13 protein-coding genes are annotated in these 12,874 nt (G+C 34.2%); 9 read left to right on the plus strand and 4 right to left on the minus strand.

Going from position 1 to position 12,874, the window contains the following annotated elements:
• Positions 1-41 precede the first annotated feature (41 nt).
• The 6 genes from KO493_RS15080 to KO493_RS15110 all read left to right on the plus strand — a co-directional run bounded on the left by KO493_RS15080 (position 42) and on the right by KO493_RS15110 (position 4,021).
• Positions 42-1,613, plus strand: coding sequence for a hypothetical protein (locus KO493_RS15080; protein WP_216068814.1), 1,572 nt, complete (start codon positions 42-44; stop codon positions 1,611-1,613).
• 8 nt (positions 1,614-1,621) lie between these two features.
• A complete protein-coding gene (locus KO493_RS15085) occupies positions 1,622-2,131 on the plus strand; it encodes a flavodoxin family protein (RefSeq protein ID WP_216068815.1) in 510 nt (169 codons plus the stop codon).
• A 110-nt stretch (positions 2,132-2,241) separates the two neighbouring features.
• A complete protein-coding gene (locus tag KO493_RS15090; RefSeq protein WP_034041375.1) occupies positions 2,242-2,490 on the plus strand; it encodes a type II toxin-antitoxin system ParD family antitoxin in 249 nt (82 codons plus the stop codon).
• On the plus strand, positions 2,483-2,782 hold the full coding sequence (locus KO493_RS15095) for a type II toxin-antitoxin system RelE/ParE family toxin (protein ID WP_216068816.1): 300 nt from the start codon (positions 2,483-2,485) through the stop codon (positions 2,780-2,782). The genes KO493_RS15090 and KO493_RS15095 overlap by 8 nt, the downstream gene beginning before the upstream one ends.
• A 719-nt stretch (positions 2,783-3,501) precedes the next feature.
• The gene (locus tag KO493_RS15105; protein WP_216068818.1) at positions 3,502-3,741 is read left to right on the plus strand and encodes a ribbon-helix-helix domain-containing protein; all 240 of its coding nucleotides are present in this window, start codon (positions 3,502-3,504) and stop codon (positions 3,739-3,741) included.
• Positions 3,734-4,021 (plus strand): type II toxin-antitoxin system RelE/ParE family toxin, encoded by a 288-nt coding sequence (locus KO493_RS15110; RefSeq protein ID WP_216068819.1) that lies wholly within the window; start codon positions 3,734-3,736, stop codon positions 4,019-4,021. The genes KO493_RS15105 and KO493_RS15110 overlap by 8 nt, the downstream gene beginning before the upstream one ends.
• A 312-nt stretch (positions 4,022-4,333) precedes the next feature.
• Here KO493_RS15110 and glyA read toward each other — a convergent pair whose 3' ends face one another.
• The gene (glyA, locus tag KO493_RS15115; protein WP_216068820.1) at positions 4,334-5,605 is read right to left on the minus strand and encodes a serine hydroxymethyltransferase; all 1,272 of its coding nucleotides are present in this window, start codon (positions 5,603-5,605) and stop codon (positions 4,334-4,336) included.
• Between the two features lie 245 nt (positions 5,606-5,850).
• Here glyA and fahA point away from each other — a divergent pair, with 245 nt between their 5' ends.
• Positions 5,851-7,137, plus strand: coding sequence for a fumarylacetoacetase (fahA, locus tag KO493_RS15120; RefSeq protein ID WP_216068821.1), 1,287 nt, complete (start codon positions 5,851-5,853; stop codon positions 7,135-7,137).
• Between the two features lie 56 nt (positions 7,138-7,193).
• Here fahA and KO493_RS15125 read toward each other — a convergent pair whose 3' ends face one another.
• The 3 genes from KO493_RS15125 to ytxJ are packed head-to-tail and all read right to left on the minus strand — an operon-like array spanning position 7,194 to position 8,787.
• Positions 7,194-7,601, minus strand: a complete 408-nt coding sequence (locus tag KO493_RS15125) for a gamma-glutamylcyclotransferase family protein (RefSeq protein WP_216068822.1) — start codon at positions 7,599-7,601, stop codon at positions 7,194-7,196.
• 16 nt (positions 7,602-7,617) lie between these two features.
• The gene (locus KO493_RS15130) at positions 7,618-8,370 is read right to left on the minus strand and encodes a DJ-1/PfpI family protein (protein WP_216068823.1); all 753 of its coding nucleotides are present in this window, start codon (positions 8,368-8,370) and stop codon (positions 7,618-7,620) included.
• 21 nt (positions 8,371-8,391) lie between these two features.
• Positions 8,392-8,787 (minus strand): bacillithiol system redox-active protein YtxJ, encoded by a 396-nt coding sequence (gene ytxJ / locus KO493_RS15135; protein ID WP_216068824.1) that lies wholly within the window; start codon positions 8,785-8,787, stop codon positions 8,392-8,394.
• Positions 8,788-9,064: 277 nt separating this feature from the next.
• Between ytxJ and clpB the strand changes: the two genes are divergently transcribed.
• A complete protein-coding gene (gene clpB / locus KO493_RS15140; RefSeq protein ID WP_216068825.1) occupies positions 9,065-11,671 on the plus strand; it encodes an ATP-dependent chaperone ClpB in 2,607 nt (868 codons plus the stop codon).
• Between the two features lie 350 nt (positions 11,672-12,021).
• Entirely contained in the window at positions 12,022-12,780 is a 759-nt protein-coding gene (deoC, locus tag KO493_RS15145; RefSeq protein WP_216068826.1) for a deoxyribose-phosphate aldolase, read from the plus strand.
• Positions 12,781-12,874: the final 94 nt, after the last annotated feature.

A 12,874-nucleotide genomic window follows, 5' to 3' on the forward strand; every position in this document is an offset into this window, starting at 1 on the left:
TCAAAAGTTATATTTTTAGCCATCCAAAACTTAAGCTTTTAATGAAACGCCATTTATATTTTTTTATCACTCTTGCTTTTTTAACCCTTTGGAGCTCTTGCCGGAAAGATTTTGAATTTTCGCCAAGCACTGGAAGGTTGCATTTTTCAAAGGACACTGTGTATTTGGACACCGTTTTTACGAATATTGGATCCAGTACTTATAATTTAAAGGTTTACAACCATAGTGACAATGACATTTCAATCCCTACGGTTAGTCTTGCTTTAGGTGATGCTTCAAATTACAGATTAAGTGTTGATGGTATTGCTGGAAAAACCTTTCAAAACATAGAAGTACAGGCCAACGATAGCTTATTTATTTTTGTAGAATCTACTATAGATATTAATAGTCTGCCAAGTTTAGACGGCACTTTTCTATACACCGATCAAATTGAATTTGATGCCGGTTCAAACCTTCAAAAAGTGGAATTGGTGACTCTTGTTCAAGATGCCGTTTTTATTTATCCAGACCGTGATAACACGACGAAAATTATTGAAACTTTAAAATTAAATATTGAAGGTGAAATTGTTGAAACCAATATTGAAGGCCGCGAACTTTTACCTACCGAACTCACTTTTACAAACCAAAAACCATACGTTATTTATGGGTTCGCTGCCGTTCCAGAAAATGAAACACTAACTATTGAAGCCGGAGCTCGTATACATTTTCATGAAAACTCTGGAATTATAGTCCTTAATGAAGCATCAATAAATGTAAATGGGGCCTACAGTAACGATCAAGATCTATTAGAAAACGAAGTTATTTTTGAAGGTGACCGTTTAGAACCAGAATTTTCTGAATTACCTGGCCAATGGAGTGCTATTTGGCTTTTTGATGGTAGTAAAAATAACAGTATCAATTATGCCACCATAAAGAATGCTACCGCCGGAATTATTAGTGATGGAAACCCGATAGGGGCAACCGATAAACTCATTATCACAAATAGTAAAATTTACAATTCTAGCAGTTATGGTATTTTAGGACGAAACACCTCTATTCTAGCCGAAAATATCGTTATAAATAATTCTGGCCTATCTTCTTTTGCAGGAGTTATTGGCGGAAAATACAATTTTACACACGCAACACTTGCGAACTATTGGAATTATGGCTTCAGACAATTTCCAACAGTTTTGCTAAATAATTACACCATTGACGAGGATGACACTATTATTATAGCCGATTTAACTGAAGCTAATTTTAATAATTGCATTATTTATGGTGATGAAAATATTGAATTTATTCTTGATGAAGTTGAAGAAGACCAAGCTGATTTCAACTTTAAATTCACCAATTGCTTAGTTCGTTTTAATGATAACAATGATGAATTTGAAGGTGAAAACTATGATTTTACAAACACCAATCATTATGAAAACATCATATTTAATGAAGATCCAAACTTTAAGGATAGTGATTTAAACCAATTGCATATTGGTGATGAATCTGCAGCTATTAATGAGGGCAATGCGAGTTTTGCTTCACAAGTGCCTTTCGATGTTTTAAATGTGAGTAGAACAGCCGCTCCCGATTTAGGCGCCTACCAACATGTTACTTTTGAGGAGGATACAACACCATAATTCGTTTCATGAAAACAGTTGTAATTTCAGGGAGTTCTAGAAATGATGGCCATACTAAAGTGTTAACCGATCAACTTGTTAAAAATTCAGGTTGGGATTTTATCAACCTTAATGATTATAACTTCTCGTATTACGACTACGAACATTTAAACAGCAATGACGACTATATTCCGTTAATGCGAGAAATCATTCAAAAATACGACTGTTTAGTTTTCGTCACGCCTGTTTATTGGTACGCGATGAGTGGTATTATGAAAGTGTTTTTTGATCGCTTTACAGACTTATTAACCATAGAAAAAGACCTCGGCAGGCAATTACGTGGAAAACACCTGGCCGTAATCTCTAGTTCTATTGGTGAACATTTAGGCGATCAATTTTGGTTACCTTTTAAAGAAACTGCCAAATATTTAGGTATGATTTATATTGGAAATATTCATACGTTTTCAGGAGAAGATAACACCAAAAAGATTAGTGGGTTTGTTGATCTTGTTGATCTTGTTGAAAATAATTCTAAATAAACATTATAAGCTGACTAAGGGCTATATATTCTATAGTGGGTGTAATTTGAAAATCGAGCTTAATTTGGAGTTTTTACCAATTTTTGGTAAATTTAATTAAAAATAAAACAATGAAGAATACATCCATATCACTCGGAAATTATTTTGACCAATTTGTACAAACTCAAGTTTCTGCTGGTAGATACAAAAACGTTAGCGAAGTTATCAGAGCTGGACTCAGAATGTTGGAAAATGAAGAAAGTAAAGTAATTGCATTACGAAACGCCATACAAGAAGGATTAAACAGTCCATTAGTTGAGGATTTTGATTTTGATGAAAATCTGAAAAGACTAAAAGCAGAAAAAAGAAAGAATGGCTAAAGTTATACTGAGACAAGAAGCTATTGATGACTTAAATAGTATTTGGGAATACACTTTCGAAAAATGGTCGGAAAAGCAAGCTGACAAATATTATGCAACAGTTAAAATGGCTTGTAATGGAATTGGAAATAATCCCGATATTGGAAAAGAATATTACGAAATAAACAATAACTTACTCGGACTAAAATTTGGAAAGCATATAATATTTTATCAGCAAATGTCAAATGATAGAATTGAAATAATCAGAATTCTACACGAGAGAATGGATTTAAAAAATAGAATAAGCGAATAAAAAAACTACACCCAACAATGCCTATACTTAAGACGGGTTTTGAGTTTAATTGAAAAGTTGGTTTGTGTTTGCAAAGTCCGCCAATTCTTTTGATTTGGCTTTAGCACTAAAAAATATAAAACAAAATAATAAGATTTGGCTAAATGCTTAGTACGGAGATTATTTACTTTTAATTCCCGCACTAATCATACCATAACGCTGGCAATAATTAGAGAAACCCGATGAGAATAATAACAATAATCATTTTTTTGAATTATTTCAATCAATCTTTTGCGTGTGAATGCAAAACTTATCCAATTACTATTGAAAAAAGTCATTCGGAACTGAAATTAGAAGATAGCTTTGAAAGTTCGAATGTGATTTTTTACGGGAAATATATTGGTGATGGAATGTTTGAAACAATAAAATTATATCGCGGAAAAAAAATACTACTGAATCGGAAATTAATTGAGGAAAAAGAAGATAAGAATAATTGCGACTATTTTTTCGAAAAAAACAAAAAGTACTTAGTTTTTGGAAAAATAGATGAGAACGGAAAATTGTGGACAAGTATCTGCGTTTCGAATTCCCAAATTGACAATAAATCGGAACTGAAATTCGTAAAAAAACATCTAATTTAATAGAATTCAAACTTAAAACGTGTATAATTAATTGCTTAGGCAGGTACTTATTTGGAAACGATTCATATTTGGTGTATATTTACACCAAGCTATAAAATTATGTCAAGACAAAGTATATCATTTACAAAACCGAATGACGAATGGTTAAAAGCTCAAGTAGACAACAAAGAATATTCAAGCAAAAGTGAATTAGTTAATGACTTGATTAGACAAGCTAGAAAACAACAGGTGCAAATTGACTGGATTAGAGCAAAACTGGAAAAAGCTGAAAATAGCGGATTTACGGATGACAGTAAAGAAAGTATTTTAGCGCAATCAAAGTCCTTGCTTAATGGCTAAATACAAGCTAACCAACGAAGCAAAAAATGATTTGATTAGAATTCATCATTACGGAGTTAAAAAATTTGGAATGACTCAAGCGGACAAATATTTTGAATCCTTTTTTGAATATTTTGACATTATTTCCGAACGTCCTTTTTCATTCGAGTCAGTTGACTATATAAAAAATGGTTATAGACGTTGCGTATGCGGAGTTGATAGTATTTACTATAAAATAAATGAAAATAATATCGAAATAATGGCAATCGTCGGAAGACAAGATATAAACGAAAAACTATAACTAAATTTAGTTCCTTTAAAATGGACTTATACCCACTCATTAAAGGCCTTTCTGAATTTTAAAACAAGTTGATTACTCCTGCTCAACTTTTAGTGCGTTTTTCAATAAACTTCAGGTATTTTTTAAAGTTGTAGTTTATGCCAGAGCGTTGACATTAGTTTATACCCCTAATACGAAAGAAGCATATTTTGAAAAGTAAAATTATAAGGTTCGCATAATTAACACCCCCACAAACAAAAAAATCCTGCTTCACGCAGGATTTTTTATTATCAGCTCAAAAAATATTCAAGCTCTATTATATTTTAAAGTGCATTACACGAATAAAGGTTGATCCTTCATCATGTCATTTACTTTTACTTTTACAGCTTCTAAAACCGCTTCATCTTCAAAATTGGTGATCACTTCATCAATTAATTCAACGATAGCTTTCATATCATCTTCTTTTAAGCCACGTGATGTTACTGCAGCTGTTCCTAAACGAATACCTGAAGTTACAAACGGTGATTTATCATCAAAAGGCACCATGTTTTTGTTTACGGTAATATCAGCTTTTACTAAAGCCTGTTCAGCATCTTTACCAGATAAATTTTTATTACGTAAATCAATCAACATACAGTGGTTATCCGTTCCGTCAGAAATGATTTTATAATCTTTAGCTACTAAACCTTCAGCAAGCGTTGCAGCATTTTGCTTCACTTGTAATTGGTAGTGTAAAAAGTCGTCTGTTAAAGCTTCACCAAAAGCAATGGCCTTAGCAGCGATGATGTGCTCTAATGGTCCACCTTGATTACCTGGGAAAACTGCAGAATCTAACAAAGAAGACATTTTACGCAAGTTTCCGTTTTTAAGTGTAATTCCGAAAGGGTTTTCAAAATCTTGCCCCATCATAATCATACCACCTCTAGGACCTCTTAAAGTCTTGTGTGTCGTTGTAGTAACAATGTGACAGTGTGGTAAAGGATCATTTAAAATACCTTTAGCAATAAGCCCTGCTGGGTGTGAAATATCAGCCATTAATATAGCACCAACGCTATCTGCAATTATTCTAAAACGTTTAAAATCAATATCACGAGAGTAAGCTGATGCCCCTGCAATGATTAATTTTGGTTGCTCTTTAGTGGCAATCTCTTGAATTTTATCATAGTTTAAAACACCTGTTTCCTGCTCTACACCGTAAAACACCGGGTTATAAAGTTTACCAGAAAAGTTTACTGGCGAACCATGAGTTAGGTGACCACCATGCGATAAATCGAAACCTAAAATCTTATCACCTGGATTTAAACAAGCGTGATAAACAGCAGTGTTTGCTTGACTTCCAGAGTGTGGTTGTACGTTCACGTAGGCCGCTCCGAATAATGCTTTAGCACGATCTATTGCAATTTGTTCTACTTCATCAACAACTTCACAACCTCCATAATAACGCTTTCCAGGATACCCTTCAGCGTATTTGTTAGTTAGCACAGATCCTGCAGCTTCCATCACTTGTGGGCTTACAAAGTTTTCTGATGCAATAAGTTCTAAACCATGTAATTGGCGTTCTTTTTCAGCTTGAATAAGTTCAAAAATTTGTTCGTCGCGTTGCATAAATGTATATTTTTTTCATTTCCATGAATCCCGATAGCTATTGGGAGGAAATCTAATTCTATTTAAATATCCCGCAAAAATAGCAAATAGATTAGTTAATAGCATTAAAAAACATAGAATTACTTTTAAGTTTTCCACCATCTTATCAACTGTTAAAGCTTACTTATATTTTATTCAATTTTTTCCATTAAAATAAAAAAAATGTGTAGGTTTGATAAGAATACAATAACATTAAAAAACAAGTTATGCCATTATCAGCTAACAACCCAGATAGAAAATCGTGGTTACACGTAGATAAAAATTCCGATTTCCCGATTCAGAATATTCCGTTTGGCGTCTTTCTAACACGAGACGACATTATAACTATAGGCACCCGAATTGGTGACACCGCTATAGATTTAGGTGCTTTGCATCAATTAGGTTATTTTAATGATATCCCTTTAACAGACGATATTTTTCTTCAAGATTCTTTAAATGATTTTATTGCCGACGGAAGAAAAACATGGCGTGCCGTTAGAAATAGAATAGTTGAAGTTTTTGATGCTGAAAACGACACCCTTAAAAACAACTCAAAACATAAAGAGACCATACTTTTCAGGTTAGATGAAATTGAAATGCAATTACCAGTTCAAATTGGCGATTACACCGATTTTTACTCAAGTATGGAGCATGCTACAAACGTAGGCTTAATGTTTAGAGATCAAGAGCATGCTTTGTTGCCTAACTGGTTACATATTCCTATTGGGTATCATGGTAGAAGTTCTTCTATCATTCCATCTGGAATCCCCGTACACAGGCCAAATGGACAAACTTTGCCAGAAGGTGCAAGCGAGCCTGTTTTAGGACCAAGCCAATCGGTAGACTTTGAGTTAGAAATGGCTTTTATCACAACAGATGCTAACGATTTAGGTGAATCTATCCCAACAAATGAAGCTGAAGAATATATTTTCGGATTGGTTTTATTCAACGATTGGAGTGCTAGAGACATTCAAAAGTGGGAATATATCCCATTAGGCCCCTTTTTAGCAAAGAATTTTGCTTCGTCTATTTCTCCATGGATTGTCACATTGGATGCCTTGGAACCTTACCGTGTTGAGAGTCCGAAACCTATCAAGCCACAATTAGATTATTTAAAATACGATGGCAAGAAGAGTTACGATATTAATTTAGAAGTAGCGATTCAACCTAAAGGCGCTAAAGAAACTGTGGTTAGTAAATCAAATTTCAAATATATGTATTGGAATATGGTACAACAAGTTGCACACCATACGATAAACGGTTGCCCAATTAATTCTGGTGATATGATGGGTAGCGGAACCATTTCTGGTCCTTCGGAAGACAGTTTTGGATCTATGCTAGAACTTACCAAAAATGGTGAAAAACCATTAAAAATGAAAGACGGCAGTACTAGAAAATATGTTGATGATAATGATACCGTTATCATGCGCGGACATTGTGAAAAAGACGGAACCAGAATTGGTTTTGGAGAAGTCTCTACAAAACTACTTCCTGTTTACAAGAAAAAAAAGTAGCTACTAAGTTAAGTTTATAATAAAAAAAGGCTGTTCAAATTATTTTGAACAGCCTTTTATTTTTCACTGTAATTAAGAAAATCACCAGAAGTTATTTGCTTCAGCCCTTCTACCGGGTGATTAAAAAAGTATACCCAAGCCTCGATTACGGAATGATCTTCTAAATAAATAGACACGATATGTCTTTGAAACAAGTCAGGTTCTAGTGATTGCGGATTAACACCTTCATAAACATCTAAGGCCTTAAAAACAGTTTCAAAATCGAAAACTCTAAAAAGTGATCCATAAACTTTTTCTGAAGGGTTTTTACTCGGAATAGCTCCTGGAAACCATGAAACAAGATATAGTTTTCCGTAAAAACAACCGTCAGCTTCATGCGCTGAGTGCTTCTCTAAGAACTTAGACATGCTATGCTCTGCATCCTTTAACAGGGTGCCGTAAACAAAAATATAATCTGACTTCAATGAATTAATACTATTGCTATTCCTTCCAATTTTGAAGACGATCTAGGTACAAATAACTTTCTACAAATTTCCTATGTTCAAGACTCGTCATTTTCTCTAATAAATTCAAGGCAGAAATATAACTCGCTAAATTTCCATTGGAAGAACTAAATTTTCCGTCCTCAACAAAAGCCACAATACTATCGTCTTGTACTTTTAAATTGGGATAATCTTTCTGTAATTGTTCACCGCCACCAATCCACGTTACAATTTTATGTCCATCTGCAATGCCAGATTTTCCTAATAATTGCGCGCCAGCACAGTTACTCACCGTATATTTAGTCTCCTTATTTTTTTCTTTTATGAAATCCACAATGTTTTCGTTATGCTCCTGAGTATACATATCGTAAGCACTTGGCACAAAAAGAGCCGTTAGTTTCGGACAATTATTAAAAGTAAAATCTGGAACAAAATGCATACCTTCCTCTGTGGTGATTGGGTTTTCAGTTTCTGCGATTGAAACGACATTAAAAAGCTGTATCCCATCTTCGGTTGGTTTTGCAAAAACGTCTGAAGTCGCAATTACTTCACTCTGTAAAACGCCGTTATACATTAATAATCCGATTGTTGGTAATTCCGGATTAAACGGTTTTAAATGTTTTGTGAGCGCATCTGTTTTAGGTTCACTTTTTAAGACCTCCTGATTTTCTGTTTTAATTTTTGACTTATCAGTGTTACAGCTCGTAAAAACAGTAGCAATAACCATGAGCATCACTACAAATTGTTTCATCCTTTTTTATTTTACAAGTTACTAAACAAAGCTAGATAAATCAACACTGCTAATCGCGCCATGAGATTCATGTGCCACCACTTCCCCATTTTTAATCACTAACAATTGCGGAGACTCGTGTCTTACTTGAAATTTGTAACCTGTTTCGTTAGACACTTCTCTAAAGTTCAATAAATCTAGATAGTATAAATCTACATCATCTTGCGTTAAAGCATAAGCAGAAACAAATTGTTTCATCGCCATTCTACTAATACCGCAGGTTGTAGAATGCTTAAATATAACCTGAGTCTTCGTATTAGACTTTTCCTTGATGTCCTCCAATTGCGATACATTCACTAAAGGAATCCACGGCAAAACCTTTTCTTCTTTTTTCTCTTTCTCTACAGACGACCCAAATAATTTATTTAATAAACTCATATTTAATAGCTTTAAAGTCTTCCGCGAATCCCGATTGCTACCGGACGAAAAACTGTATATTATTTTCTTGTTGCACAATAAGTCGTTAACTTATGTAAATCTTACAAAAGACAAAAAGTCAGCTTAAAATTAACAATAAGCGACATTTTGTCTGATAAATCCTATTGGTAGGATTATTGACTTAATGTGTTTGTAAATGTAAAAGAATTAAGATTTCTCCCGATAGCCATCGGGATCTACCGAAATGTAAAAAAAAAAAAAAAAAAATAATAATCAAATGAATTTAAATAATTATACCATAAAATCGCAAGAGGCCATACAGCAAGCGCAGCAAATCGCGCAGGGTTTCGGACATCAGCAAATTGAAAACGAACACATCTTCAAAGGTATTTTTGAAGTTGATGAAAACGTTTTACCCTTCCTATTAAAAAAGCTAAATGTAAACGTTTCTATTTTAGAACAAGCTTTAGATAAGCAAATTGAAAGCTTTTCGAAAGTTTCTGGAGGCGAACTTATGCTTTCTCGTGAGGCTGGAAAAACCTTAAACGAAGCATCAATCATCGCTAAAAAGATGAAAGACGACTATGTTTCGGTAGAGCATTTAATTCTTGCTGTTTTAAAATCTAAAAGCAAAATTTCACAAATGCTAAAGGACCAAGGCGTAACCGAAAAAGGGCTAACTGCTGCTATAATCGAATTACGTCAAGGCGAAAACGTGACCTCTCAAAGTCAGGAAGACACCTATAATTCGCTTAACAAATACGCAAAAAACTTAAATCAGTTAGCCAAAGACGGCAAACTAGATCCTGTTATTGGTCGCGATGAAGAAATTAGACGAATTCTTCAAATTTTATCACGTCGAACCAAAAACAACCCGATTCTAGTAGGTGAACCTGGCACAGGTAAAACCGCCATTGCCGAAGGTTTAGCACATCGTATTATTGATGGTGACATTCCTGAAAACCTAAAGGACAAGCAAATTTTTGCCTTAGATATGGGCGCCCTTATTGCGGGTGCCAAATATAAAGGTGAATTTGAAGAACGCCTAAAAGCCGTGATCAAAGAGGTTACCACTAGCAATGGTGATATCGTGTTATTTATTGATGAAATTCACACACTTGTGGGTGCTGGTGGCGGACAAGGTGCTATGGATGCTGCTAACATTTTAAAACCTGCTTTAGCTCGTGGAGAACTGCGTGCTATTGGTGCCACAACCTTAGATGAGTATCAAAAATACTTTGAAAAAGACAAAGCCTTAGAGCGTCGTTTTCAAAAAGTGATGGTTGATGAACCTGATACCGAAAGTGCAATTTCAATTCTTCGTGGTATTAAAGAAAAATATGAAACACACCATAAAGTACGTATCAAAGATGAAGCTATTATTGGTGCCGTAGAATTATCTTCTAGATATATCACGAACCGATTTTTACCAGACAAGGCCATTGATTTAATGGATGAGGCTGCATCAAAACTACGCATGGAAATTAATTCTAAACCTGAGGAATTAGATGTTTTAGATCGTAAAATCATGCAGCTTGAAATTGAAATTGAGGCGATTAAACGTGAAAAAGACGAAACCAAGTTAAAATCGTTACGTGCTGATTTGGCCAATATTAAAGAATCCAGAAATGAAATTAATGCAAAATGGAAAAGTGAAAAAGAAGTTGTTGACAACATCCAAAACACGAAGCAAGATATTGAAAACTTCAAGTTGGAAGCTGAAAAAGCCGAACGTGAAGGTGATTACGGAAAAGTAGCCGAATTACGATACGGAAAAATAAAAGAAGCTCAGGAACAACTTGAATTTGCTCAGCAAAAATTAAAAGAACACGCCGAAACTTCTTTAATTAAAGAGGAAGTGACTTATGATGATATCGCTGAAGTGGTTGCTAAATGGACTGGAATTCCGGTAACAAAAATGCTTCAAAGTGAACGTGAAAAACTACTTAAACTGGAAGATGAATTACACAAACGTGTAGTTGGTCAAGAAGAAGCAATTGAAGCCGTTAGTGATGCCGTAAGAAGAAGCCGTGCCGGATTACAAAATCCGCACAAACCTATTGGTACCTTTTTATTCTTAGGAACAACAGGTGTTGGTAAAACAGAACTTGCTAAAGCCTTAGCTGAATACCTGTTTGATGATGAAAACGCTATGACAAGAATTGATATGAGCGAATACCAAGAGCGCCATGCGGTAAGCCGTTTAGTTGGTGCACCTCCAGGATACGTAGGTTACGATGAGGGCGGACAATTAACTGAAGCAGTAAGACGCAAACCCTATTCGGTGGTACTTTTAGATGAAATTGAAAAAGCACATCCAGATACTTTTAACATCTTACTACAAGTTTTAGATGAAGGGCATTTAACAGACAACAAAGGGCGTGTAGCCGATTTTAAAAACACCATTATAATCATGACTTCTAACATGGGGAGTCAAATTATACAAGAGCGTTTTGAAGCGGTTAAAGATATTGAAACAGCCATTGAAGGCGCAAAAGTTGATGTATTAGCCTTATTAAAACAAACGGTAAGACCTGAGTTTTTAAATCGTATAGACGACACCGTGATGTTCACACCTTTAAGTAAAGAAAACATTGTCGAAATTGTTGGCCTACAACTAAAAGGCATCACTAAAATGATTGCCGAACAGGGCATAACCTTTGATGCCACACAAGAAGCTATTAATTATTTAGCTGAAAAAGGCTACAACCCTGAATATGGTGCACGACCTGTAAAACGTGTGATTCAAAAAGAAGTATTAAATGCTTTAAGTAAAGAAATTCTAGCAGGCAAAGTAACTACAGATAGTGTCATTTTACTTGATGCCTTTGATGAGAAACTCGTTTTTAGAAACCAAGGCGATTTAGTACAAGAACAATTTTAAAAAATTAATAATAATTTAACAAGAAAAAAAGCACATAACACACTTAATTTTAAGTGATTAACAACAAAAGCAACAAGAATACCATTATAGTATTCTTGTTGCTTTTCTATTTTTACAAGGATATTCTTAATGATTTAGTAAAAAAAACTTAAATAATAAAATTTTGAAGGATGTTTTCTACGATTTACACAAGCAGTATACCGTTTATCTAAAATACGTATAATTAAGATCAATTAATTTGATATATTTTTTAGATTAGCCATGTAATTATCCCCCTAAGCATATTTTATTTTTTCACCACAGGTTGTTAATCAGAAATAAAGTATCAAAAAAAACTAATTATAAACTAAATGAACATAGCCTCTCACCTAGATTACACGCTCTTAGAATCAACCACTACAGAACGTGAAATTATAGACCTCTGCAATAAAGCTAGAGAAAACAACTATTTTGGTATTTGTATTAATGGATCATATGTATCATTAGCCAAACAATTTCTACAAGACACAGCTATTAAAGTTTCTACTGTTGTTGGTTTTCCGTTGGGCTGCTCAACAACAAAATCAAAAATTTACGAGGCCAAGCAAGCGGTAGAAGATGGTGCTGAAGAAATTGGTATGGTAGTAAATATGGGGTATGTAAAAAGCAAAAACTATGTTTCTGTTTTAAAAGATATTAGTGATGTAAAAATGGCCATTGGAGACACGCCTTTAAAAGTCATTATCGAAATTTCAGAATTAAACAAAAATGAAATTGTAAGAGTTAGTGAAATCTGTATAGATGCTAACGCCGACTTTATAGAAACTTCCACAGGGTTTTCAAAAAGTGGCGCCACCCTTACGGCTATAAAAATTATCAAAAAAACCATAAAAGATGCAGCACAGATAAAAGCATCAGGAGACATTCTTGATTATGAGTCGGCTGTAAAATACCTAGAAGTTGGTGCCGATCGTTTAGGCATATCAACAGCTTTCAAAGGACTAAACAACAATACCCGCCAGCAAAGAAACAGCAAAATCTACAAGCAATATTTAGAATCTGCGGCAAAAAAATCTGAAGGTGCAAATCAAGATACAAATCTTAAAGAAACAACCTCTACTAAGTTTTAATACCCGGTTTCAATCCTCTATTTAACACAGAAATTGTGATTAACTAGAAAAATGTTGATACCTTTGGAATAATGGCATCTCCCTATGCATTTAA

This window comes from Pseudotamlana agarivorans (genome assembly GCF_018860245.1).
Taxonomy (GTDB): Bacteria; Bacteroidota; Bacteroidia; order Flavobacteriales; family Flavobacteriaceae; genus Pseudotamlana; species Pseudotamlana agarivorans_A.

What these genes read in the sequence shown, in the direction of transcription:
- KO493_RS15080 (WP_216068814.1), top strand. Translation starts at nt 42, where the DNA reads ATGAAACGCCATTTATATTTTTTTATCACTCTTGCTTTTTTAACCCTT.
- KO493_RS15085 (WP_216068815.1), top strand. Translation starts at nt 1,622, where the DNA reads ATGAAAACAGTTGTAATTTCAGGGAGTTCTAGAAATGATGGCCATACT.
- KO493_RS15090 (WP_034041375.1), top strand. Translation starts at nt 2,242, where the DNA reads ATGAAGAATACATCCATATCACTCGGAAATTATTTTGACCAATTTGTA.
- KO493_RS15095 (WP_216068816.1), top strand. Translation starts at nt 2,483, where the DNA reads ATGGCTAAAGTTATACTGAGACAAGAAGCTATTGATGACTTAAATAGT.
- KO493_RS15105 (WP_216068818.1), top strand. Translation starts at nt 3,502, where the DNA reads ATGTCAAGACAAAGTATATCATTTACAAAACCGAATGACGAATGGTTA.
- KO493_RS15110 (WP_216068819.1), top strand. Translation starts at nt 3,734, where the DNA reads ATGGCTAAATACAAGCTAACCAACGAAGCAAAAAATGATTTGATTAGA.
- glyA (WP_216068820.1), bottom strand. Translation starts at nt 5,605, where the DNA reads ATGCAACGCGACGAACAAATTTTTGAACTTATTCAAGCTGAAAAAGAA.
- fahA (WP_216068821.1), top strand. Translation starts at nt 5,851, where the DNA reads ATGCCATTATCAGCTAACAACCCAGATAGAAAATCGTGGTTACACGTA.
- KO493_RS15130 (WP_216068823.1), bottom strand. Translation starts at nt 8,370, where the DNA reads ATGAAACAATTTGTAGTGATGCTCATGGTTATTGCTACTGTTTTTACG.
- ytxJ (WP_216068824.1), bottom strand. Translation starts at nt 8,787, where the DNA reads ATGAGTTTATTAAATAAATTATTTGGGTCGTCTGTAGAGAAAGAGAAA.
- clpB (WP_216068825.1), top strand. Translation starts at nt 9,065, where the DNA reads ATGAATTTAAATAATTATACCATAAAATCGCAAGAGGCCATACAGCAA.
- deoC (WP_216068826.1), top strand. Translation starts at nt 12,022, where the DNA reads ATGAACATAGCCTCTCACCTAGATTACACGCTCTTAGAATCAACCACT.